General features: G+C 67.7%; 22 protein-coding genes and 2 pseudogenes. 13 read left to right on the forward strand and 11 right to left on the reverse strand.

Annotated features, from left to right (window positions below):
• Window positions 1-458: pseudogene (locus IE277_RS44980) on the forward strand (IS5 family transposase); the annotation flags it as partial.
• Here the strand turns inward: IE277_RS44980 and IE277_RS44985 are convergent.
• Window positions 377-1084 carry an ISAs1 family transposase gene (locus tag IE277_RS44985; protein ID WP_268252741.1) on the reverse strand — a complete coding sequence of 236 codons (708 nt, stop codon included), beginning with the start codon at window positions 1082-1084 and terminating at the stop codon, window positions 377-379. The pseudogene IE277_RS44980 and the gene IE277_RS44985 sit on opposite strands and share 82 nt — an antisense overlap.
• Window positions 1085-1293: 209 nt before the next feature.
• On the opposite strand from IE277_RS44985, the gene IE277_RS44990 reads away from it, so the two are divergent.
• On the forward strand, window positions 1294-1623 hold the full coding sequence (locus tag IE277_RS44990; RefSeq protein ID WP_189959696.1) for a hypothetical protein: 330 nt from the start codon (window positions 1294-1296) through the stop codon (window positions 1621-1623).
• A gap of 267 nt (window positions 1624-1890) precedes the next feature.
• Window positions 1891-2502, forward strand: a complete 612-nt coding sequence (locus IE277_RS44995; protein ID WP_229882534.1) for a DUF998 domain-containing protein — start codon at window positions 1891-1893, stop codon at window positions 2500-2502.
• 3 nt (window positions 2503-2505) lie between these two features.
• On the opposite strand, the gene IE277_RS48560 is transcribed toward IE277_RS44995, so the two are convergent.
• Entirely contained in the window at window positions 2506-2805 is a 300-nt protein-coding gene (locus IE277_RS48560) for a transposase (protein WP_308433487.1), read from the reverse strand.
• Window positions 2806-2864: 59 nt separating this feature from the next.
• On the opposite strand from IE277_RS48560, the gene IE277_RS48565 reads away from it, so the two are divergent.
• The 3 genes from IE277_RS48565 (at window position 2865) to IE277_RS45010 (ending at window position 6061) form a co-directional block, all read left to right on the forward strand.
• Window positions 2865-3227, forward strand: coding sequence for a hypothetical protein (locus IE277_RS48565; protein ID WP_229882531.1), 363 nt, complete (start codon window positions 2865-2867; stop codon window positions 3225-3227).
• 586 nt (window positions 3228-3813) lie between these two features.
• Complete coding sequence (locus IE277_RS48570; RefSeq protein WP_229882536.1) at window positions 3814-4056, forward strand: group II intron maturase-specific domain-containing protein; 243 nt, start codon at window positions 3814-3816, stop codon at window positions 4054-4056.
• A gap of 673 nt (window positions 4057-4729) precedes the next feature.
• On the forward strand, window positions 4730-6061 hold the full coding sequence (locus IE277_RS45010; RefSeq protein ID WP_229882532.1) for a chymotrypsin family serine protease: 1332 nt from the start codon (window positions 4730-4732) through the stop codon (window positions 6059-6061).
• 412 nt (window positions 6062-6473) lie between these two features.
• Here the strand turns inward: IE277_RS45010 and IE277_RS45015 are convergent.
• Window positions 6474-6858 (reverse strand): annotated as a pseudogene (locus IE277_RS45015) (glycoside hydrolase family 31 family protein); the annotation flags it as partial.
• A gap of 794 nt (window positions 6859-7652) precedes the next feature.
• Here IE277_RS45015 and IE277_RS45020 point away from each other — a divergent pair.
• Genes IE277_RS45020 through IE277_RS48580 form a run of 4 tightly spaced genes read left to right on the forward strand, consistent with a single transcriptional unit; the run spans window position 7653 to window position 11278 of the window.
• Window positions 7653-8906, forward strand: a complete 1254-nt coding sequence (locus IE277_RS45020; protein ID WP_189959701.1) for an ABC transporter substrate-binding protein — start codon at window positions 7653-7655, stop codon at window positions 8904-8906.
• Between the two features lie 9 nt (window positions 8907-8915).
• Entirely contained in the window at window positions 8916-9869 is a 954-nt protein-coding gene (locus IE277_RS45025; RefSeq protein ID WP_189959703.1) for a carbohydrate ABC transporter permease, read from the forward strand.
• Between the two features lie 5 nt (window positions 9870-9874).
• Window positions 9875-10702 carry a carbohydrate ABC transporter permease gene (locus IE277_RS45030; RefSeq protein ID WP_189959706.1) on the forward strand — a complete coding sequence of 276 codons (828 nt, stop codon included), beginning with the start codon at window positions 9875-9877 and terminating at the stop codon, window positions 10700-10702.
• 30 nt (window positions 10703-10732) lie between these two features.
• Window positions 10733-11278 (forward strand): Tn3 family transposase, encoded by a 546-nt coding sequence (locus IE277_RS48580; protein WP_229882533.1) that lies wholly within the window; start codon window positions 10733-10735, stop codon window positions 11276-11278.
• A gap of 206 nt (window positions 11279-11484) precedes the next feature.
• On the opposite strand, the gene IE277_RS45040 is transcribed toward IE277_RS48580, so the two are convergent.
• From IE277_RS45040 to IE277_RS45050, 3 genes are all read right to left on the reverse strand, one after another.
• Window positions 11485-12078: a hypothetical protein gene (locus IE277_RS45040; protein ID WP_189959708.1), complete on the reverse strand. Its 594-nt coding sequence runs from the start codon at window positions 12076-12078 to the stop codon at window positions 11485-11487.
• A 361-nt stretch (window positions 12079-12439) separates the two neighbouring features.
• A complete protein-coding gene (locus tag IE277_RS45045) occupies window positions 12440-13402 on the reverse strand; it encodes an SMP-30/gluconolactonase/LRE family protein (protein ID WP_189959710.1) in 963 nt (320 codons plus the stop codon).
• A gap of 37 nt (window positions 13403-13439) precedes the next feature.
• Entirely contained in the window at window positions 13440-14297 is an 858-nt protein-coding gene (locus tag IE277_RS45050) for an SDR family oxidoreductase (RefSeq protein WP_189959712.1), read from the reverse strand.
• Window positions 14298-14425: 128 nt separating this feature from the next.
• On the opposite strand from IE277_RS45050, the gene IE277_RS45055 reads away from it, so the two are divergent.
• Together IE277_RS45055 and IE277_RS45065 are read left to right on the forward strand one after the other, a co-directional pair.
• A complete protein-coding gene (locus IE277_RS45055) occupies window positions 14426-14830 on the forward strand; it encodes a winged helix-turn-helix transcriptional regulator (RefSeq protein ID WP_189959714.1) in 405 nt (134 codons plus the stop codon).
• A 746-nt stretch (window positions 14831-15576) separates the two neighbouring features.
• Window positions 15577-15987, forward strand: coding sequence for a RidA family protein (locus IE277_RS45065; protein WP_067344297.1), 411 nt, complete (start codon window positions 15577-15579; stop codon window positions 15985-15987).
• A 31-nt stretch (window positions 15988-16018) separates the two neighbouring features.
• Here IE277_RS45065 and IE277_RS45070 read toward each other — a convergent pair whose 3' ends face one another.
• The 4 genes from IE277_RS45070 to IE277_RS45085 form a co-directional block, all read right to left on the reverse strand.
• Complete coding sequence (locus IE277_RS45070) at window positions 16019-16897, reverse strand: IS5 family transposase (RefSeq protein WP_189959728.1); 879 nt, start codon at window positions 16895-16897, stop codon at window positions 16019-16021.
• 611 nt (window positions 16898-17508) lie between these two features.
• Window positions 17509-19059, reverse strand: a complete 1551-nt coding sequence (locus tag IE277_RS45075) for an IS4 family transposase (RefSeq protein WP_189959715.1) — start codon at window positions 19057-19059, stop codon at window positions 17509-17511.
• 557 nt (window positions 19060-19616) lie between these two features.
• On the reverse strand, window positions 19617-20222 hold the full coding sequence (locus IE277_RS45080) for a hypothetical protein (protein ID WP_189959717.1): 606 nt from the start codon (window positions 20220-20222) through the stop codon (window positions 19617-19619).
• Entirely contained in the window at window positions 20213-20824 is a 612-nt protein-coding gene (locus tag IE277_RS45085; RefSeq protein WP_189959719.1) for a transposase, read from the reverse strand. The genes IE277_RS45080 and IE277_RS45085 overlap by 10 nt, the downstream gene beginning before the upstream one ends.
• A gap of 143 nt (window positions 20825-20967) precedes the next feature.
• Between IE277_RS45085 and IE277_RS45090 the strand changes: the two genes are divergently transcribed.
• On the forward strand, window positions 20968-21261 hold the full coding sequence (locus IE277_RS45090; protein ID WP_189959722.1) for a hypothetical protein: 294 nt from the start codon (window positions 20968-20970) through the stop codon (window positions 21259-21261).
• 509 nt (window positions 21262-21770) lie between these two features.
• Here IE277_RS45090 and IE277_RS45095 read toward each other — a convergent pair.
• Window positions 21771-22388 carry a GNAT family N-acetyltransferase gene (locus IE277_RS45095; protein ID WP_189959724.1) on the reverse strand — a complete coding sequence of 206 codons (618 nt, stop codon included), beginning with the start codon at window positions 22386-22388 and terminating at the stop codon, window positions 21771-21773.
• Window positions 22389-22553 lie beyond the last annotated feature (165 nt).

The following is a 22553-nucleotide window of genomic DNA, read 5'->3' on the forward strand; positions in this document are numbered from 1 at the left end:
GGCCACTGACCGGACCGAATCCGACCGACCGTGGCAAGTCGGGATCGAAGATCCACCTCAGCACGGACCGGAGCGGACTGCCCCTGTCGCTGGGGATCTCCGGCGCCAACATGCACGACAGCCTCGGGCTGAAGCCGCTCGTGCGCGGGATCCTGCCCATCCGCTCCCGCCGCGGGCCCCGCCGCCGACGCCCCGCCAAGCTCCACGCCGACAAGGGCTATGACTACGACCACCTGCGGAAATGGCTCCGTGAACGAGGCATACGGCACCGTATCGCCCGCAAGGGCATCGAGTCGTCCACGCGGCTCGGCCATCACCGCTGGGTGGTCGAATGAACCGTGTCATGGCTGGCCGGCTGCCGACGCCTGCACCGCCGCTACGAGCGAAAATCGGAACACTTCCTCACCTTCGTCGGTATAGCAGCAGCCCTCATCTGCCACCGCCGACTCACCAAATGAAACGACCTCTTACTACCTTGAGCAGTGCGATGGACACCCAGGGCCCCCGGCAACGTCGTTAGGTGATGCCGAGGAGGGCCAGTGGTCGGGTGCTGTCGCGGGGTGGTGGCGGTTGGCGGCGGCGATGTTGGTGACGCCGGTGATGTGATGCGGAGTGCGCCGATGGTGGCGTTGCGTAGGGCGGCCATGACGTGGGGTCCGGTGCCGGTGCGGATTTGGAAGCGGCCTTCTTCGCAGGTGACGTCGCGGACCCAGTGGATCTGGTTCTCGATGTGCCAGTGGCCGCGGATCCACGCGGCGAGCTGTGCTGGCCGGGCCTGGTGCACGTGCAGGTTCGTGATCGCGTAGACGGTCTCGGTGGTGAAGCGTTTCGGCTGGTCCAGGCGGTGTCGTCGGCGGCGGATCTGGATGGCTTGGGAGGCGTGCGGGAAGTCGATGCCGGTGGAGACGCTCATGATCTTCAGGGTGCGGATCTCGCGGCGGCCGTGTCCGCGGCCGGTGTCGCGGGTGGTGTCCGGGCTGCGAAACCGAAGCAGCCCCCCGCCGACGCGAGCGCGACGACGCCAACGAGAGCGTCGAATCAGAGCCGATCCGGCCGCCGTTGCCCGGGCCCACCGCGCTGACACCGACCGCAACCCACAACTGCCCTTCCTGCGACAAACCAGTCACCATCGTCGCTCTGCCGGCCACCCCCGAGGCCGCCCGTCCCACCATCCCCGCAACAAGCCCGGACGTGATTCCCATGCGCCGAGGCCGAGGCTCAACACAGCCGAGGAAACCAGAGCGACATGACCAGGAGCCGTTCACTATCGTCACCCTGAGAAAGGACGTGGGCATGGCACTGGTGAAGAAGGGGTCGCGACGCATCACCGTCGACGGCACCACTTACCGATGGAGGCTTCGCGGAAGGCCGACCTACGACCAGGGACTGGTCTGGTCGCCCCTCACCTACGCAGTCGAGCACGCCGAAACTCCCGGCACCACACTGGTGATCACCACCAACCAGCCACACCCAAGCAACTGGTTCGGCGCACAGGCCAACCCTGTCCTGCCCTCCGACGTTGCCGACAGCATCCGCACCGCTCGCCTCAAGGGATGGACACCTGAGAGCCCCGGCTCTCCATTCCGTCTCGACCAGTCAGAGGGCTTCGTCTCCTCCCTCTGATTCGCCCCACCTCGAAGGACTCACCGAGCACATGATCGGTGAGTCCTTCCGCTTTCCGCTCCCCACATACCCCAGTTGGTCAATTCGGGCTCTGTCCGCAGTTCCGTGAACGAGCCCGTTCGTAGGGACTGCCCCACCCCGTTTCGGGGGCTCGCTGTAGTGCATGCGGCCGGAGCGACATGATCCGCTAGCTCGTACGGAAAACGTGCGACAGAAGGTGGACGAGTGAAGGCTCGGATCGGGTATTCCGTATGGATCGCAGGTGTGGTGCAGTTTTTTGCGATCCACTGGATCGTAGAGTCAGCGTGGGCGAGACCGTACAGTTGGGCGCGGAACAACATCAGTGACCTAGGTAACGCTCATTGCGCCATGCAGCAGGAACCCGAGCCTCGGTATATCTGTTCGCCTGAACACGGCCTGATGAACCTCTCGTTCATCGCCCTGGGAACACTGCTCGTTGTCGGCGCCGCCCTGACTGGTCCCATGTGGCGCCGAGGCGCGACCGCCGCCATCGCTCGGTTTCTACTGGCCGGTGCTGGTCTGGGTTTCGCACTCGCCGGGCTGGCGCCTGCGGACGTCCACGAGAATCAGCACGCCCTGGGTGCCTTGCTCATCATGGGAACGGGCAACATCGGCCTTCTGCTGGCGGGAGTCGGCCTGTCGATCCGTGTTCCGGGTCCACTGCGCTGGGCCACCAGCCTGCTGGGAATCACGGCGGTCATGGCCCTGGGACTCTTCTTTTCCCACCACTACCTGGGACTGGGGATGGGAGGCATGGAGCGGGTCGCGGCGTTTCCACTCCTGGTGTGGACGCTGGCTGTCGGCGCCCATGGCCTTTTCCATCAGAAACCGGTAGGCACGACTCGGCCAGTTTCGTGACGCTCATGGCTGAGTGAGGATGCGGGTCCGGAAGAGTTCGAACGAGGCACGGCCATACATCGCTCGCTTGAGCGTTTTCACCCGGTTCACATGGCCTTCGACCACTCCCGAGCTCCACGACAACCTGAGTCCGGCGGTGACGGCGTCCAGATCCTGGCGGAGAAAGCCGGCGAAGCCCTTCATCGGCTTCGGTGCGTCCTGCTCGGCCTGCCGGATCCACTCCAGGAGGAGGTATCCGCGCTGGTGGCGGACCAGGTCGGCGAAGGCACGGGCGAGGTCGCAGGCCCGGGTGATGTCCGGCAGGCGAGCCGGACTTGGAGGAGGCGCTCGTCTGGCTGTCGGTAAGTGTCTCGCGGAGCCGCATGATCCAGGAGGTGATCTTGCGAGGGGGTGGGGATGTCGGCCCGGACCGGTTCGGCGGTGCCCGCCCGCAGGGCGGCGAGGTGCTTGCGGACGACCTGGTGACTGCCGTGGTAGCCGCGGGCCTGGATCTCCAGGAACGGGCGGGTGCCGCTGACCTGGCCCTGCGCCTCGGTGAAGCGGGTATTGAGATACGCCTTCAACAGCTCCAGGACGCCGTGGGGGCGGCGCTCGCCGGCGGAGGCGAGCAGTTGGTCGAGGTCGGTGTCGCGGAAGCGGCGGACGGTCTTGCGGTCGCGGTTCGGCTGCCGGGCGATGGCGCTGATGGTCCAGCGTTTTCCAGCAGTCGGTGGATGTCCTCGTAGCGGTGGCGGGTGCGCTCGATGATCTGGGTGCGGGGCAGTTCCGCGGGCGGTAACAGCATCGGGGCCACCTCGGGCACTTCGGTCACCGTCTCCTCCTCGGCGCGTTTGCGCAGGCAGTCACGATGCTGGTGGCAGGTCTCTCCACCGCGGCGGACAGATTCTGCAGCAGGTGCCAGCGATCAGCTACTTCGAGGGCATCGGGGGCATCGGGGGCGGCTTCCCTGACCGCCTTGGTGAAGGCGGTCGCCCGGTCCCGGCAGAGATCTCCGCGCCGGGATGCTCGGTGCGCCCCGCGGCGGGCCTGCTTACGGCGATTCGGGCACCGGCCTGGGCGGGCCGTCGACACCGCCTACACCACCAGGATGCCGGAGGAGTCGCTCACTCCCTCCACCCGCACATCGATCCCGGGAAACAGCACATCCTCAACCCTCTTGCTCGCCACGGCAGGAAGTACGCTGCCGAAACGATCCCGCTTTCCGGCCGCTGACCTGGGGATTCACGGAGCCGCGGACAGCGCCGGAATTCGAGATCGTCATCACTGCGAGGGGCCAACGCGGGTGCGGTGCTCAAGAAGATCAACCCGATCGTGCGGGGCTGGTCGGCCTACTACCGGACGGTGGTGTCCAGCGAGGTGTTCACCGCGCTGGACAATCACGTGTGGAAGCTCGTTTGCAAGTGGGCCAAACACAGCCACCCGAACAAGCCGAAGCACTGGATATCCGACGGCACCAGTTGGTCCAGGGCAGGGCGTCCCCGGACGACCTGGCGCTGGAGTCGTACTGGGCCGTGCGGTGTCGCAAAGGGCCACCCCCGCCGGTCGACGGCATGACCGTGCGCCTGCTCCAGTCGCAACAGGGTCGCTGCCCGATCCGCGGAGGGCTCCTGCTGCACGCCGATCACCCGCCCCGAAATCCGCAGGAATGGGAAGCGAGCTGAACGGCACCGCCCACGCAAAACGCTCGGCTGGGAAACCGCAGCCGAGCGCCTGCATAAACTGCTCGCGGCCTGATCAACACGACCACGTGTTGCAACGCCCCCTGGAAACCGCCCTCCTCACGTGGGGCCGACGCCCGCGAGGTCCTCGGCCTCCTCCTTCGACGAGGTCCCCGGTCGACACACACCAACAGGCCGCAGCAGTGATATGCAGCCGGGACTTGGCGGTCGGGTCCTCACGGACCGCCTCGTACGAGTCCGCCAGGAACGGCACGTTTGCCTCCGCAACGTCAGGTTGCCCGTCGCGAACATCTGCCGGCGGCCGAATCTCCGCCGACGACACGGCAGGCCCCATCCCGATCGAGATCCTTGGGGAGCTGCCTCGGCCACCGACCGGAGAGCAACAGGCGCCGTCCGCCTCGGCCCTGCGGCTGCCGATCGAGAACCTCCCCTCGTCCAACTGATCACAACTTTGTCTGACGAGCCTGCACTGTAGGAGCATGTCCGCGTCACAATGACTCCAGCAGAAAGACAGCGGTCACATGAAACACGCTGCGCGTCACAGATGGGTGGCATTCGTGCTGCCCGCGGCCGCCCTGGCCGCCGCAGTCCCGTTCGTCATCCCCTCACTCGCGGGCGCCTCTCCTGCGCCGGCCACACATGCGGCCGCGCGGATCGACGAACGCCAGCAGGTCCTCGACGCCATCGCCGGCCGGATCACCGAAGGGCTCTCCGAGTCCGGCCGGGTGCGCATACCCGGCTTCGCTGAGGTGAAGGTCGACCCCGACCGCAACCACCTGCGCCTGTACTGGAAAGGCACCCCGCCCCAGCGGGTCAGGAGTATCCTCGCCCACCTCCCCCACGGAGTGACCGCCGAGGTCGACCCCGCCCGCTATTCCAAGGCTGAACTCCACGCGGCTCGTGTGAAGTTGCTGAACAACCTGGCGTCCATGAAGCTGCGAGTCGAGAGGACGGCGGACCCTGTCCGCATCACCAGCATCGCACCGGCGGTGGACGGCAGCGGCCTGGAGGTCGGCTACGACAACACCGCCCGTATGGCGAGCAGTCTCCTGACGAGCGGACGCGGTAAGACGTCGCAGCAGGTCGCCACGGCAGCCGGCCGGCTGTCGGGAGTGCACGTCGCCGCGATCCACCGGCTGCAGAGCGTGGATCTGTCCTCCCGACAGCATGACAGCTCGCCCTGGACCGGAGCCTCGGCGCTGAAAAACCCCCTCGGCGGCATCTGCTCCGGCTCCTACGGAGTGAAGAACGCCCAGGGCCAGTACATGCTGACGTCGGCCTACCACTGTGGCCCGGGACCCGAAGGCCGGTGGACCACCTGGTGGGGCGGCGACCTCATCGGTACCACCGACGCCACCCAGCGCTCCCCGCAAGACGACGTGGTCGGCATCAAGCTGCCCTCACAGCGCCTCAGCGGTCGGCTCTACGACGGCCCCGCAAGCCGCACCGACGGCTACGCCAAGCCCCTCATAGGCTGGGGGCACAACAACGTCGGCGACTACGTGTGCACCGACGGCGCCAACGGCGGTGTGCACTGCGGTGTGCGCATAGCCCAGACCGACATCGGCGTCACCGGGCCCAACGGCATCTACCGTCCGGACGTCGACCTCGCCTACGCCACCTCCGCCACGCTTGGCGGTGTCGCAGCCGTCAACGGCGACAGCGGCGGCCCGGTCTTCGCCAGTGTCCGCAACCACACAGCCGATGAAGCACGCGGAACCATCACCGCCCTCGACCGGACGGTCACCTGCCCGCCTGCATACAACCGCGACACCGTCCTCGACGGTCATCGCAGGACACCCTGGTGCCTGGCCGGCGTCTACTACGTACCCATCGGACAGACTCTCCACGACATGCACTGGACCCTGGTCACCGGGTGACCCTCCACAGCCCCAGAGCCGTGCCAGAGGCGTCCGGAGCCGCAACGGGGCCGAAAGCGAGGCAGCCGGGAGCGACCGAAGCGACCGACTGTCCGTGCCGGCCCGAGCACTGCTGAAGTCCAGCACCCCACACGACCCGGCCGCCTCGGCCTCGTTCATCAACCTCCGCGTCCTCCACCCCGAGCACGAACACTGGCGGCCCGGTGTGGAGGCCGCCGTCACCCACGCCCGCGAACACGGCGGCCTGAAGGTCCTTTTCACGTACCGCGTGCCCGGCGGCGACGACCAGACAGGGGAAGCCGAGGCGTGCCGGCCACGCTTGCTGGGTGCCCACTCGGGCGGTGGTTCGCCGACGCCCGCCGGTTCTACACCGGCGGGGAAGCGGTACGGGCGCACCGATGCGCCGTGTGACGGTGACGTGTAGGGCACCGCCTTCGCGCCGGACGTGGAACACGGCGGCCCGTGCGCCCGTCGGGCCGGGCACGGTGATGCGGGCGGTCAGGCCGGCAGTGGCCGGCGAGTGGACGAGCAGGGCCGGGTGGTCCAGCCAGTCGCCGTCGGGCCGGATGTCGTCCGAGGCGAGCGGAAGGACGGCGCCCTCGGGGACATTGAGACATTGAGACATTGAGCGGAAGGCTGTCGTAGCCATGCCGTTCGGTGCGCCACCCCGGGTCGGTGACCCGCACGCCGGTGAGGAGGCGGGTCCACGTGCCCTCGGGGAGGTAGACCTCGACCTCGCCGTCCTCGCTGAACACCGGGGCGACCAGGAGGTCGGCGCCGAGCATGACCAGGCCGTCCCGGCGTACCTCGCCGACGCCGCTGGGTTCGGCCACGAGGGCGAAGTCCGGACCCGCGAGGAGCGGCGCGTTGAGGGCTTTGCATCTGCACGTCACGAGCTGGATGGAGGCATGTAGTGAAGCGCTTCAATTCGACGCGTACGTCGCGTAGCCCGATGGCGTAGGACACCTGGACGCCGTCGCGGGTGAGTCAGAACCCGTCGGTGAACTTCACGGTCTTCCTCGCGGAGCGGGGTCAGTCGGCGGGGCATTGTGAACACCGTCACCCGCCGGTCGATCGTACACGGACCACACCTCGCCACACGGCTGTTCATGGCGTGTAGATCGGCGCTGAGCTGCGGATTATCCGAAATGGCCGCCCGGTGGGGCATCGCATCGTGTTCAAACGGGCATGCCCTGGGGGCTGGTGTGCCATCCGGGATTGACGTATTAGTCATCCAGAATGACAAATTCACCGGCAGAGGTGCCGGATGAGCTGACGGGCGGGGGGCACCATCGTATTGAAGCGCTTCGACTCCGTTTCAGGACACGTTCCGCTCCGGTTTGTGGGCGGCCGGCCGGCAGGGACGGGGCCCGTTCGGTGACACCCCCCGTCGTGCCCCGGCGCCGGTCGAGCCGACCGCCGCCAACCGTCTGCGGGCCCGCCGGCGGACCGTACGGCCGTGGAGGACTTCGACGTGGAGGCCGCCGCCGCCCGCGGCATGGCCTTCGGGCACCTCGACCAGCTCGCCGTGGACCACCTGCTCGGCGCCCGCTGAGCCGCCGCCCCCGTCTCCTACGCAAGGACACCCACCGTGACAGCACCCACTCCGACTGCCGTGCGCCGCGGACGCTCCAGCAGGGCCGTGGCACCGCTCGCCATCCTCACCGTCCTGGTCACCGGGGCGGCCCTGACCGGATGCGGCCGGCAACGCGACAGCGCCGCGTACACCGTGATGAACTCCTCGACCGACGAGACCTACCACCGCTGGGACGCCCAGGCGATGGCCCGCTGCGGCGAGCGGCTCGGCGTCACTATCGAGCAGCAGAGCGTCCCGGCCGCGCAGGTGATGACGAAGGCGCTGCGGATGGCGTCCTCGAAGTCGCTGCCCGACATCGTGCAGTTCGACGCCTCCGAGATGCCGACGTTCGCCGACGCCGGCGGGCTCATCGACCTCCGGCGACTGGGCCTGAGCACCGGGAACACCCCCCAGGGAATCATCAACTTCGGCTCCTACAAGGGGACTTACTACGGAGCGGCCCGCTCGGTGAACACCCTCGCACTGTTCTACAACAAGGACATGCTCGCGCAGGCGAGCCTGAAGGTCCCGGGCACCTGGGCCGAACTACGCGACACCGCCCGGAAGCTGACCCGGGGCAAGCGGTACGGCCTGGCGCTCAGCGCGGGCGGCGCCGAGGACGGCGTCTTCCAGTTCCTGCCGTTCATGTGGTCCAACGGCGGCGACGAGAACCGACTCGACGGACCCCGGGTCATCGAGGCACTCGACTTCTGGAAGACCCTGCTCAAGGACGGCTCGCTGTCGAAGTCCACGGTCAACTGGACCCAGGCGGACGTCAACGACCAGTTCATGGCAGGCAACGCCGCGATGATGATCAACGGCCCTTGGCAGATCGAGACCCTGAACACCAAGAAGTCGCTGCACTGGGGCATCGCACGGATCCCGGTGCCCAGGACCGGGGCCGGCTCCGTGGGCCCCCTGGGCGGTGCCGTGCTCACGGTCCCGAACACCGGGGACACGGCGCGGGAGAAGACGGCCGGGCGGATCGTCGCCTGTCTGTCCGGCGAGCGGGAGCAGCTGACCTACGCGCTCAACAGCTGGATGGTCCCGGCCGACGTGGAGGCCGCGGCGCTGTGGCGCAAACGCGTGCCGGAGCTGGACGCCCTGGCCGGCCAGGTGGCCGCGGCCCGCTCCCGTACGGCCGAACTCGGTGCCGGCTGGTCGAGCGTCTCGCTCGCACTGCAGAGCGCCTTCCAGTCGGCTCTGACCGGTGAGTCGAGCAAGGCCGCCCTGACGAGCGCCCAGCAGCGGGCCACGAGCGGGAAGTGAGGCAAGCACATGACCACATCCACCATCACCGTCCCGGCACCCTCCAGGATGCGGCAACGGGCCGGCACTCCCGACTCGCGGCCGGCCCGGCTGCGGCGGCGCCTCGCGCAGTGGGGATTCGTCGCCCCCGCCGTAGTCTTCATGCTGCTCTTCTTCGGCTACCCGCTGGTCCGTAACATCGTGATGAGCTTCCAGCACTACACGCCGAGGACCTTCTTCACCGGGGCAGCCCCCTTCAACGGCGTCGACAACTGGGCAAAGGTCTTCCAGGACGCCCTCTTCGGCCAGGCCCTCTGGCACACCCTCGTGTTCACCGCCGGCTCGCTGCTGGGGCAGTTCGGCATCGGCCTCGCGCTCGCGGTGTTCTTCAGCCGCAGATTCCCCCTCAACGAACTCCTGCGCTCGCTGATCCTGCTGCCCTGGCTGGTTCCCATGGTGGTTTCCGGCATCGTCTGGCGGCGCATCCTCGACCAGGACACGGGCGTGCTGAACTCCTTCCTCGGCGCACTCGGCCTGGACGGTCACATCCCCTGGCTGAACAGCCCCGGCATGGCCCTGCTGTCCACGATCCTGGTCAACATCTGGATCGGCATCCCCTTCAACATGGTCATCCTCTACGGCGGTCTGCAGGAGATCCCCGGGGAGCTGCACGAGGCGGCCGCCCTCGACGGCGCCTCCGCCTGGCGGACCTTCCGCTCCGTCACCCTGCCGGTACTCAAGCCGGTGATCACGGTCGTCCTGGTGCTCGGCTTCATGTCGACCGTGAAGATCCTCGACCTGATCCTCGCTCTCACCGACGGCGGCCCGGCCGACGCCACCCAGACCCTGGGCACGCTCACCTACCAGAATTCGTTCGTGCAACTGGACTTCGGCGCCGGCGCGGTCGTCGGCGACGTACTCATCCTCGTCTCCGCCGTGTTCGCGGTGTTCTACCTGCGGGCCAACCGCACCGAGGGGAAGTGACGTCCATGGCCTCTCCAGCACCCACGACTCCCAGGCGCCGCTGGGGCTCCACCCTCGCCGGCGTACTCGTCCTCTGCGTGATGCTCTTCCCGCTGTACTGGATGCTCGACACAGCGCTCCAGCCCGGCTCGGGACTGCTCCAGGTCGATCCGGTGCCGGCCAGCCTGGACCTGTCCGGCTTCGCCAAGGCCCTCGACGACCAGGGCGGCCATCTACTGACCTCGCTGACGGTCGCCCTCGGCGCGGTCGCCATCTGCCTGGCGCTCTCCGCCCCGGCGGCGTACGGGCTGGCCCGCTTCGGGCTGCGCGGCTCACAGACGATCGTGTTCGGCACCCTGATCACCCAGATGGTCCCGGGCATCGTCATCGCCAACGCGCTCTACAACTCGTACGTCGATCTCGGCCTGGTCAACTCCTACTTCGGGCTGATGCTGGCGGACGCCGCCCTCGGCATCCCGTTCTGCATCGTGCTGATGCGGTCCTTCATGGTCTCGATCCCGGGCGAGGTGATCGAGGCGGCGCAACTGGACGGCGCCGGGCCGGTGCGGACGTTCGCCCAGGTCGTACTGCCGATGAGCCGCAACTCGCTGATCACCTCCGGCCTGTTCGCTTTCCTGTTCGCGTGGAGCGACTTCATGTTCGCGCTCACGCTGAACACCACCGACCACGTCAAGCCGGTCACGCTGGGTATCTACCAGTACATCGGCGCGCACGTCGGCGACTGGGGCTCGGTGATGGCCGCGTCCGTCCTGTCCGCCGTGCCAGCCGCCCTCCTGCTCGTTCTCGCCCAGAAGTACATCGCCGCCGGCATCACCGGCGGCTCCGTCAAGTGACCCCAGCACACCTCGAAATCGGCCCCTCGCATGAGTGACTTCCCCCGCCTCCCGCCCGGCTTCGTGTCAGGCGCCGTGACCGCCACGTACCAGTACGACCAGATCGTGAAGTACACCATCGCCCTGCGCCTGGGGACGGCGGAGGCCGAGCAGGTGCTGCGGCGCTTCACCCGCGGCGGACCGAAACACCCCACCTACCGGGCGATCGAGGAGCTGGGGCGGGCGGTGCGTACGGCGTTCATCTGCAACCACCTCGCGGATGCCGAGATGCGCCGGGAGATTCACGAGGGATTGCAGGTGGTGGAGAACTGGAACAGAGCGATCAAGGACCTGTTCTACGGCAAGGACGGTGACCTGACCGGGCCGGGCAAGGAGTACCCGCAGCGCGCACCGGCGCACCGTCACCCGCCCGAGCACGGTGGCCAGTTCGCGGTGGTGGGCCCCTCTCCAGGCGGGTGCGCCCGCCGGCGCGGTCGGCGGCCGGCAGGCGGGCCCATTCACGCTCCTCGCGGGCGGCGCGCAGGTCGAGGCGGTCTTGCAGCAGCAGGCGCAGCAGCTCCCGGCCGCGGTCGGTGACCAGGTCCTCCAGTTCCTGGTGGGAGCAGAGCATGGCCCGGGGCCGGCGAGGTCGGCGGCCAGGGATGTGAAGGAGGAAAGGGAGGCGGCAAACGGGTCAGCCGCCGACGCGGTGTGCGCCGTCGTGGATTGCGTCCATCGGGCTCTCGATTCGGGGCATCGAGCAGTTTCGTCACCTTCGACGCCAGGACCGGGAGCCCGCCCCGTCACCGGCGCGCGGGGGCGCGGCGTTCGGCTGCTTCCCAGGTGCCGGCGGGGTATCCCGCCGGGCGAACAGCCCTGGCCCCACCGGTGATCCAGCCTCGCTCGACCAGGCGTTTCAGCTTCGACCGAAACCCCTCGACCTTGCTCTTGTCCGTCGACAGACCCAGAGCCGCGCACAGGTGGTGGGCGCGCATCGGATGCACCGAGTCGGTGAGGACCTCCACGATGTCCTGGTAGGAGCGCGGCAGCACGGTGGAGGCCAGCTCCGCCGACCACGGCGGCACCAACCGCACCCTGACCGGCGACCCCACCCCGAACAGATCCTTGTCCACCGCCGACGCCAGCGCTCCTGTCTGCCGCCGCTCCGGTTCCGGCTCGCCCATCGCGTCGGCATTCGGCTCGGCGACCGGTTCCGGGCCGGAGAGGATCTCGGCCATCGTCGCCGGTGTGGTCTCCGGCCTCGACAGCACGCCCTCCTGCTCGGCCAGCCCGGAAGCCAACTCCTCGACACATCCGCGCAGTTCGTCGATCCGCTCCCGCGCGGCAGCCTCCCGCCGGTCCGACTCCCCCGGCCACCGCACTCGGCCCGTCAGCACGCTGGGTACCGGCGGTGGGCGCATGACCGTGAAGGACGGCAAACACACCAGCCGGAACGCGGTCCTCCTGCTTCGGGTGCCCGGCGTCGACCCGGCTGGTTCTTCCGGTCTCGACGATCGTGCGGGGGGCGTCGACCGAAGCGTAGGTCCGCAGGATGCGCATGGGTTCGGTGTCGGAGGCGTTGCGGAACCGCCGCGGCACCGGAATCGCGCCCGGCCACTGCTTCCGCCCAGACGGCGCGCCGCACATCCACGAACATAGCCGCTACTCAGAACCGGCACCGGCGGCAGGTGCCGGGCCAGAAACACCGGTCTTGGAACGGCTCCGACGCTCTGGTGAGCCGTCGCCCGCGCCGAATCGTCAGTGCAGTGGCAGACTTTCGACGGTGAACACCGGGCTGGTCAACGGATCGCCGTAGAGATAGGTGTCCATCTGGGAGTTGGTTACCAACAGCCGATCCCCGCTCACGGCAACGCCGGTGGTCGTATCGGCGCCCGGGTAGGTGCGTTCGGAGACGACGGTGGCCCGGGTGTCGTCCTCGCAGAGCCGGACCGTGGTGATCTCGTTGTTCACGGAACGAGCGACGTACAGGGTGTTTCCTCGCAACACGATGCCGTCGGCGCTGGGCAGCGGCGGTGCGTCGATCTTGCGGACTTCGCCGGTGGCGAGCGTGAGCCGGTAGAGCGCCCCGCTGTACCAGTAACCGATGATCAGGAACTTGCCGTCGGGGGTGGCCACGACACCGTTGCCATTCGACTCACCGGCCACGTAGTCCGGCAGGTGGTGGGCCACCTGCAAGGTCTGCTGGGCGCCGGTGGCGGGGGCGTTGACCTGCGCCGCCGGGATCCGGTAGACCACCGCGCGCAAGGAGTCAGTGATGTAGACGTCCCTGCCAGGGGTGACGGCGGCGTCATTGACGAGGGTCGGCTCGCCCGTGTCGGGGACGGTGTAGGCGGAAACGAGCTTCCCGGTGTTGGTGTAGACGAAGAAACGTCCGGTGAAGGCGCCGGCGACCAGCAGGCGGTTCCGGGTGATCTTGATCCCGGTGGCCTGGGTGCGGCCCTCTCGGCCGCCCGGCAGGAAGGGCTCGAACGTCTTCGCTCCAGGCCGCCCGCGGTAGACGGTCCCGTCGTCGATGCTGGTGGTGTAGACGTAGTGGTTGTCGGCCGCGACGCTTTCGGGGAAGGCATTGCTGCCGTTGATGGTGATCGCGGAACCAGGAGCCGGCGCGGCCGTTGCGGGAACAGCGACGGCGACCAGGACGGCGGAGGTCACGGTGAGCGTCGACAGCGCGCGCCGCCACGCGATGGTGCGGGTGGACATGGGAACGGACCTTCCGGTTGACTCGACGGGACGTGTGTCAGCGCAGCGCGTCGGCGATCGCGTCGGTCACGGAGGTGGTGGGCCTGCCGATCAGACGGCTCAGGTCGCGCGAGCCGGTGAACAACTCGCCGCGGCTCAGGCCCAGATCCGCGTCGGCGAGGACGTGCGCCAGGTCCGCCGGCACGCCCGTGCCGGTCAGCGCCTCGGCGAGCTTGGCCGCGGGCAGGTCGGTGTAGGCGATCGGCGTGCCGGTGACGGCCGAGACGGTGGCCGCGAGTTCGGCGAGGGTGAACGCCTCGTCGCCGCCCAGCTCGTAAACCGCGCCGGTGTGGCCTTCCGTGGTGAGTACGATGGCGGCGGCCTCGGCGTAGTCGGCGCGGGTCGCGGCGCTGACCCTGCCCTCGCCGGCGGCTCCGATGAAGGCGCCGTGCTGCACGGCCGCGGGCAGCTGGGCGGTGTAGTTCTCCAGGTACCAGCTGTTGCGCAGCAGCACGCCGGGGACTCCGCGCTCCCGAAGGTATTCCTCGGTGGCACGATGGGTGGAGGCGAGGATCGTGGTGGCCGTGTCCGCGTGCGCCATGCTCGTGTAGGCCACCAGCGGCACGCCTGCCGCCACCGCGGCGTCGATGGCTCGGCGGTGGTTGGCGAACCGCTCGTCCACGGAAGTGGTCGAGATCAGCAGCAGCTTGTCCGCTCCCGCGAAGGCCGCCGCGAGACTCTGCGGGTCCTCGAAGTCAGCCTGGCGTACCACCACACCACGTTCGGCGAAAGTCTTGACCCTGGCGATGTCCCGGCCGGTCGCGACGATGTCCGCGGCCGGCACTCCGCGCCGCAGCAGCGCTTCGACGGTGAGCCGGCCCAGTTGGCCGGACGCTCCGGTGACGACGATCGACATGAGGTGAACCCCTTGCTGCCGCGGACCATCCGCGGCACGCGTTCCACTGTGGCCTGCTAACTCTCCTCTGGTAAGTAGCCACTTTTTGGTAGGGTAACCACCCGAAAGAAAGGTTGGAGGTGAGCGGTGTGGCAGCGGTCAAGAAAGTGACCGGCCCCACAGAAACGTGGGACCCGTACACGCGTGGCTGTCCCTCACGCGACCTGCTCGACCAGATCGGCAGCAAATGGGCGGTTCTCGTGCTCGGCGAACTCGGCAAGCACGGGGCGTGCCGATTCACCCAGCTGCGGCAGCGACTGGCGGGAGTGAGCGAGAAGATGCTCACGCAGACACTGCGCACCCTCGAACGCGACGGCCTGGTCCGGCGAACCGTGTATCCGGAAGTGCCGCCCCGCGTGGAGTACGAGCTCACTTCCCTCGGCCAGACACTGCGGGCTCCCCTGAGGGCGCTCACGGAGTGGTCGGTACAACACATCGAAGAAGTTCTCGTGGCGCGCGAGGAGTACGACGTCCGCGCCGAGGGCGCCGGCTGAGCGCCGTCCGCGTATGCTGAGGGGATCAGCCGGTGTCGATACTCTGGACATCCCACGGTAGTCGACGACGGCTTCGCGCCTGAGAACGCCGGCCGCCGCTGGCTCCCCGCAGCGACACGATCGTGGCCACGGACGGCAAAAGCCGGATCTCCACGGAGGATTTCGCCGTCGCCGACGAGATCGAGCACGAACGGCACGTGCAGGAACGGCCAGCCGGGGGCTACTGACTGCGTGTCCGGATACGACCGGCGGTTTCGGTCACGTTCATGCCGGTGGTCACGCCATCACGCTGTTGGCTTTCCGGTCGTTTTCCTCCTCACCGGCGGAAATCCATACCAGCGGAATTCATCGAGGAGCGGGACTACTTGACCGAGATCGGATGCTCTCGCCGATGCCGATCGTGGAGCACTTCTTATGTGGTGGCTTGCCGTTGATGCGTCGTGATCTCGGGTGTGGTTGATCGTTTGTCGCTGCGGCTCTCGCCGGACGGGTTGCGGGAGCTCGTGGAGCCACTGGTCCCGGCGTGCTAGGGCCTGTCCGATGAATCATGTCCGAGATGTGGCGCGCCCTCGCGTACTTGGACAACCGTCACCGCGCGCTCACACTCGATCTGGTCCAGAAGCGACCCCACGGGGCCCTCGGGAATGGATCACGGCATTTCGTGGCTGTCCTGCATGGATCACCATCGAGCTGGTGGCTGCCGCCACTCGGCTACACACAAGCAGTTTTGAAGGAGTGTCAGCACCATGTCCGTGACACCGCCCGCCGCTGAGCGTGTACGCGTTTCCGCGGAGCCCGACTGGTACGAGTCGGCCGGCATATCGCTCGGCATCCGCGTCGGGAATCTGGTCTTCACCTCGGGCCAGGCCCCGATCGACGCCCAGGGGGCCACGGTCGGCGCCGGGGACTTCGAGGCGCAGGCCCGCCAGGCACTCGCGAACCTATCGACGGTATTGACGAACGCGGGCTCCAGCCTCGCCGACGTGGTCAAGGCGACCGTGTTCGTCACCGACATTGCACGGCAGGACATCTTCGCCAAGCTGCGCGCGGAACATTTCCCCAACGAGCCCCACCTTGCTGAGTCGTTCGTAGAGGTCTCCTCACTCGCCGACCCCGAGTGGATGATCGAGATTGAAGCCATCGGGCTCGTCCGGTGAACTGAGGGACCAGGGACTGTGCGGCGGACCATCAACGAACCCACAGCCGGATCGCGGCGAGGGTGATCGTTCCGTGAAAGACGTACGCTCTCTTGTCGTACCGGGTCGCCACGGCGCGGAAGCCCTTGAGAGCGTTGAGGGTCCGCTCGACTTCGTTCCGGCGGGCATACAGTGCCCGGTCGAAACCAGCGGGGCGACCGCCCCGACTGCCGCGCCGTCGGCGGTTGCCTCGCTGGTTCCGGCGCTCGGGAATCGTGTGCCGGATTTGCCGTCGCCGCAGGTAACGGCGGTTTCGGCGCGAGCTGTACGCCTTGTCGCCGCACATGTGATCCGGACGCGTCCGTGGGTGACCGCCGGCTGGACGCGGGACACGGATGCGGTCCAGCACCGGGACCAACTGCGGCGCGTCACCCCACTGTCCGGGCGTGACCAGGATGGCCAGCGGACGGCATCCGCCATCGCTCGCCAGGTGAATCTTCGTCGTGAGACCGCCGCGAGAACGGCCGATCCCCTCGTCCGGACGATGCTCTGCAGGACGAGCGCGTCGACCCGGTTTCCGGGCCGGGCGATGGAGAGCCCCGGCGGCATGCTGATGGGCACGGCACACCGTGGAATCCACACTCACCACACTCCAGTCGATCCGGCCCTCCGCGTCGGCGTTGCTCTGGACGGCCCGCAGGACTTTCTCCCATGTGCCGTCCGCCGACCAACGTCGGTGTCGATCATGAACGGTCTTCCACTTGCCGAACCGCGCGGGTAAGTCCCGCCACGGGATGCCGGTCCGCTGACGGAAGAGGATGCCGTTGATGACGGTGCGGCGGTTCTTCCACCGTCCGCCCCGACCGACATTCCTCGGAAGGTGCGGCCGCAGCCGAGCCCACTCAGTATCTGATAGATCTCCCCGCCCCACACCAAGCGAACGATCTGCTTGCAACCCCGTCATCCGACCCGTCGGACACTCCCTAGATGCGTCGGCGGAAGAGAGGGCGAGCTGAGCGGTCCCAGCTCGGTCGACCGGGGTAAACCCGACTCGAAGATCCAGTCCTGTCCGAACGAGCCGGGCTGTCGCTCGCGGTCGTGATCTCGACCACCAGCACATGCGAGTCAGCGGCATTGGAACCCGTGGTCACGGCGATCTCCGCAGTGAAGTCCAGCAGCGCCCCACGACGGGCGAACCGGCGAAGCGGCACGCCGACAAGGCCTACAACCAGCCCACTCTGTGACAGGGAGTACCTGACCAGTACATCGGCGTACGGATCACCCGCGAAGGCATCGAATCCACCAGCGCACTCGCCTGGCCGGCACCGCTGACTCATCGAACGAACATGGCCCGACTCACCACTTCCTGGCCCCAGCCTCACCCGCTTGTCAGCGACGGCGTAATTCCCCACCAACGGCACTTTCCTGTCGGCGTAATTCCCCACCCTGGCTGAGGCCGGAGCGGGCCGCCCAACTGCCGATTGTGGGGGCTGGTCAGTGCGGTCAAGGGCGCCTGCGGCGGCGCTTCGCAATGCCGAGTAGTTAGGGCTCGGGCTTCTCCGTCAAGAGGGTGGGCGAAAGTCTGTAGTGCCCCTGTTTGGGGCGTTCCAGGAAGCCGAGAGTGGCCCATTCGGTGAGTTGGGTTCGCAGGCCGCGGCCGGTGTCGCCGAGACCTGTTGTGAGTTCGGCGACCGTCCATAGGTGGTCGGGACGGGTGTGCATCAAGGCAGTCAGGCGGGCCCGCCGGGTGCCGGGCTGGGCGGGCTGGGTTCCGGGGCGTCGGATGTGGAGGTTCCGGGGCGGCGGCGGGGCCGGCGGCGGCTGGATGGTGACGTGGAACTCGATGACGGGGGTGCTTGCCCGGGGACGGGGCAGCGCACGGTCGCAGGCGATGTAGCGGGATGTGGGGTGCTTGACGCGGCGGGCGCTGATGCGCGGCCGGCGCGGAGGGAGCTGGTGCCGTTGGACGGCGTGGTGGACGGGGTTGGCACGGTCTTCGGGCAGGGGCCCGGTGGTGATGCTGGCGCGGGCGGCTTCCAGGGCCGCGGTGTAGCAACCTCGGTCGGGGTCGAGGCCCGGGAGGGCGTCAATGATGGCCATACGCAGGAGTTGGTGGCAGATGAGCATGGCCCACAGCTCCTGTTCGAGACCGGCGCGGTGGCCGGAGCGGAGCGGGCGCCCAGTCCGGGTCGTGGCGCGGATCTCGCGGTAGGCGGTCTCGATCTCCCAGCGTTGGTGATACAGGCGGGCGATGTCGGCGGCTGGGTGGCGTACGGGGTCGAGGAGGGTGGTGGCCAGGCGGTAGTCGTGTTCGAGGATTTTGCCGTCGGGGCCGGTGAGGGTGAAGCGGGCGTTCACGATGCGCACGGTCAGCGTGCCGAACATGCTCAGATAACTGCCGTCGGACAGCGTGGTGTGCGCGCGGGGAGTCCGTCGGATTGTCATCCGGACCAGGAAGTCGGCTCCGGTGGCGTGTACTTGCGCGAGGAAGTCGTTGGCGTCGAAGCCCCGGTCGAGCATGACAAGCATGCCGGTGGTGAGCCGGTGGAGCAGGGTGCGGGCCAGGTCCCGTTCATCGCACCGGCGGCGGTTTTCGCCGATGCTGGCGCCCAGCAGGCCGCGGGTGCCGGTGTCGACCAGCGTCATGACGTTGAGCGCGGGGTAGCCGGCCCAGCCCAGACGGGTGCGGACGCGTCCCAGCCAGGCCCGGTTATCGGCGGTGTCCGGCACGTGCAGCGAGTGGCAGCCGTCGAAGGCCACCGTGCGCAGTCCGCGATAGCCCACTCCAGGCGCGCCTGGCGGTGCCAGCGGAACCGCCAGCACCTCGAACAACGCGCGCAACGGCGTCGGCCCCAACCGGGCCCGCAGATGCCGAAGCGCCGCCGCACTGGGGCGCGTAGCCTGTGTGCCCCACGCGTGGACCAACTTCTCCCACACCAGCGCCATCCCAAGGTGGGGGAACAGACTCAAGGCGAGTACGAAGTACACACCGCAGAGGGACGGCAGCAGGCGCAGTCGTTGCTGGAGCCGACCGGTCTCAGCGAGGATCGCCTCCACCAACTCCGGCGGCAGGTAGGCAGTGAGCGCACCCAAATGCCCCGGTAAGTAGCGGTCATCCACAGCGGATGCTGGCAGGCCGGGCATGACAGACTGACTGAGCAACGGGACCTCGGTGCGGGTGAGTTCTTGGCAGAACGATCACGCTAGCCGAGGTCCCGTTTTGCATGCTCGCGCCTCTTGACAACTCATCAGTCCCGCTTAACTACTCGGCATTGCGGCGCTTCGCGCTGGCCTGACGGCCACCCTGGACAGCCCTGACCAGCCCGAATGCGGGCGAGCTAGCGGGCGGCCCGGGAAACCTTGACGCCGCTGGGTACGACGGAGCATGGCCGCCGTCTCCATGGCCACACTGGCGCCGACTCCGGCGTCCCCCTGGCCCATTACGCCGCGTTCAAGGTGGGGAATTACGCCGTCGTTCACACCGCTGGGAGAACCTCCAGAAACACACATGAGACACCCTGGAGGTGCAACGCCGACAGCAATCGCTCGCCTCCGGCAACGGACCGAGCCAGCGCCGATGTTGCTCTCGTTCTGGCGGTGTTCAACCTCAGGGCTCGTAACATGACCTTGTGACCTCAGAGAGGAAGCACCTATGGTCGCTTCTCGGAGTCGGACCAAGTCGCCACCAGTGCTCGCCGATCTGGAAAGCGGGGACCGGAGACTGTCTCCTGGGTGGGTGCACCGTTGAGCCAGCACACTTGCTCGGGTGCGCCGTCGCCAGTGTCGAACAGGCAGCACACTCCTCCGCTGTCGCCGGTGAGGTCGGTGAAGACCTTCCTGATGTTGGCCGACCGCGCAAACAAGCGGCTCATCCCCGACGTCGCTGCCCAGCACTCCACCGACGTGTAGCCAGGGTGCAGAAGGGACTCGAACCGGATCGTCGCGTAGATGTACCCGATCTGGATGCGCCCGTCCGCCTCGGGTTCAGGACCGCTCGTCTGCGCGTACTCACGCAGTGCATCATCGACGTCGAACATGAGGGACATGTCGAGCTCGAGCGTGCTGCTCGTGGAGCAATCGACCGGCTCGCTCTTGAAATGGGACGTGAACGGGAGGACGAGCCGCTCACCGCCGGGCAAGGTGACCTCAAGCGGCGGCACGGCACGGGTTGGTCGCGCCAGCTCGGCCAGATTGGCCAGCGCCCTGGCGACATTCCGAGGACGCAGATAGATGTCGTAGCCGTAGATCAGCCCCACTTTTCCCCCTGTCCCAGGTCGAACCGCACCCTCTCACGACCCGCCCCTTGGGCGCTTGTCGGTTTAGAGCTCGCAACACGTTCATGAGTGTTCCTGTTGATGCGCTGCCAGCAGATCAGGCTGCAGGCCAACGAGAGGAAGGCGTCGTGGGGTTCGAGGCGTCGTTTCCATCGGACGGCGAGACGTTTGAACTGGTGGAGCAGGGCGAAGGTCTGCTCGACGACGTAGCGGAGCTTGCCCAGGCCCTGGATGTTCGGGGTGCCCTTGCGGGAGATCACCGGCACGATCCGGCGTTTGCGCAGTTCGCAACGCACGGCCAGGGAGTCGCACGCTTTGTCGCCCAGTAACGCGTCGAGGCGACGGCGGGAACGGCCCGGACGCCCGGCGACGGGGGCAATGCCGTCGACGAGGGCGAGGGTCTGGGTGATGTCATTGACGTTCGCCGCGGTGGTGAGCACCTTGATCGGGGTGCCCTTCCCATCGCAGATCAGGTGGCATTTGCTACCCGTCTTGCGCCGGTCGACCGGCGACGGACCGGTCGCGGCTCCCCTCCCTTTCGCGCGGACGTGGGGCCGTGACCTTCTCTGATCCCCGGGCAGCATGCAGCAGCCCCTGGCGTCTCGTCGGGGACCGCAGGCATGTCGTCAGCCGGAAATGACCTGGTCGGAGCCGATCAGAAACCCGGCGGCGAGGACTGGCCTGCCGACGACCTCATCCGTGCAGTTCAAGCGGCATGTCGGTACTCGTGGACGACGACGCCGAGGCGGTCTCTCCGGCGTATGTCCAGGCGGGTGATCTGCCCTGCGTCGAGCGGTTCAGGCAATGCGCGCAGTGGTGCCGCCTGGCTCATGGCTTGATGGGACCGATGGGCATTGTGATGCTGCTCGAATTCGCGCAGTGCCCCACCCGGCAGAGTCCGAACGGCCGCTCCCAGATCGCGTTCGCCGACAACGGCCAGCTCATGGAGTTCCGGATCGGCATGGGGCCTTCACCCGTCTGGCCCAGCCTCGCGTGTCGAGCAGGAGTCCGGTGCCGGTGATGACCGCAGCCACGTGGACGTCTTTGTGCGTGTCGACTCCCAGCAGGACCTGATCGCGCTGATCGGTCGCGTCGTGGCCTGGATGGCTTTGCTGAGTCATACCGGGCATGGTCGCCTGTCTCCTGCTCGCCTCGGGAACACCGGTGGCCGACGCCGGAACGGTGTGGCGCGGTCAGGACTGTGACGGTGCCTGTCGCGAAGGCCCCTAATCGGGACACGCCAACCGCTTCGGTGGCAGCACGCACCGCCTCAGACGGCAGTCGGCAGATCAAACGCAAGGCACCACGGCCAGTCGTATCGCGAGCCAGACCACCGCCCAAGGCGGCACCCCATCATCCTCACAGTCGTATCTCGTCGCCACGGCCCAGGAGTTCTTGAGGCCGTTGACCGGCCGCTCGACTTCGTTCCTCCTTATGTGGAGCGGCTCCAGCAAAGCCCACTCGGCATCCGTAAGATCCCCCCGACTCGCCATGAACGTAACAACGAGCGATCGGACACAAGCGGCACGGTCAGACCGACACGTGGCTGGCCGCTTCCGGCCGCCCGCGGCGTCGGAACCACTCCGGCGCCAGGATCGGCATAATCGCCGCGTCTACCCGCTCGCCCTCCCACAGCAGCGCATCGCGCAACACACCCTCGGCAATGAACCCCACATTCTCGTAGACGCGACGAGCCCTTGGATTGAAGGCGTAGACCTCCAACGATATGCGGTGCAGACCCAGCTCCTCGAAGCCGTATCCGACGATCAACCGGGTCGCCTCAGTCCCCAGGCCGTGCCCGTAAGTCCCGGGTACGAGACAGATACGGAAGCCGCAGCTTTCGTTCCTCGGGTCCCACTCATTGAGAACCGCCTCGCCAATGACGTTCCCCGTCGTCCGCTCGACCACGGCAAGGTCCAGCCGGTCATCCTGAACCCCACGGGTGTCATACCAGGCGCGTATCTGTGCCTCATCAGGCTCCCCGTCGCCATGACTACCGGTCAGCCGTGATGCCTCCGCGTCCCGGAACATCGGCATCAGCGCGGGCACGTCATCCACCGTGACCGGCCGGAGCAACACCCGCTCCCCCCTCAGCGTGGGCTTGCAGAGGAAGTCAGGACGCGGAGCGCTTCGAACATGATCAACCATTACCGCATTGTGCCCAGCCGCCCCACCCGGCGTCCTCCCGTTATCCGTCACACGACCAAGTCACCTGCAGCCATGCCCTCTCGCCTGATCATGATCGGGGAGACAGGCGCTAGGGTCTGTTGCGAGAGTGGATCTTGTTCGTTGGTGATCACTTCCTGTGGGCCG

The sequence above is a fragment of the Streptomyces alanosinicus genome (genome assembly GCF_014650595.1).
GTDB classification, from domain to species: Bacteria; Actinomycetota; Actinomycetes; order Streptomycetales; family Streptomycetaceae; genus Streptomyces; species Streptomyces alanosinicus.

Bases quoted from the DNA above. Each gene is read 5' to 3' on its own strand.
- IE277_RS44990 (WP_189959696.1), top strand. From the start codon at position 1,294: ATGGCACTGGTGAAGAAGGGGTCGCGACGCATCACCGTCGACGGCACC.
- IE277_RS48565 (WP_229882531.1), top strand. From the start codon at position 2,865: ATGATCCAGGAGGTGATCTTGCGAGGGGGTGGGGATGTCGGCCCGGAC.
- IE277_RS45025 (WP_189959703.1), top strand. From the start codon at position 8,916: ATGACCACATCCACCATCACCGTCCCGGCACCCTCCAGGATGCGGCAA.
- IE277_RS45030 (WP_189959706.1), top strand. From the start codon at position 9,875: ATGGCCTCTCCAGCACCCACGACTCCCAGGCGCCGCTGGGGCTCCACC.
- IE277_RS48580 (WP_229882533.1), top strand. From the start codon at position 10,733: ATGAGTGACTTCCCCCGCCTCCCGCCCGGCTTCGTGTCAGGCGCCGTG.
- IE277_RS45045 (WP_189959710.1), bottom strand. From the start codon at position 13,402: ATGTCCACCCGCACCATCGCGTGGCGGCGCGCGCTGTCGACGCTCACC.
- IE277_RS45050 (WP_189959712.1), bottom strand. From the start codon at position 14,297: ATGTCGATCGTCGTCACCGGAGCGTCCGGCCAACTGGGCCGGCTCACC.
- IE277_RS45065 (WP_067344297.1), top strand. From the start codon at position 15,577: ATGTCCGTGACACCGCCCGCCGCTGAGCGTGTACGCGTTTCCGCGGAG.
- IE277_RS45085 (WP_189959719.1), bottom strand. From the start codon at position 20,824: ATGCTGCCCGGGGATCAGAGAAGGTCACGGCCCCACGTCCGCGCGAAA.
- IE277_RS45095 (WP_189959724.1), bottom strand. From the start codon at position 22,388: ATGGTTGATCATGTTCGAAGCGCTCCGCGTCCTGACTTCCTCTGCAAG.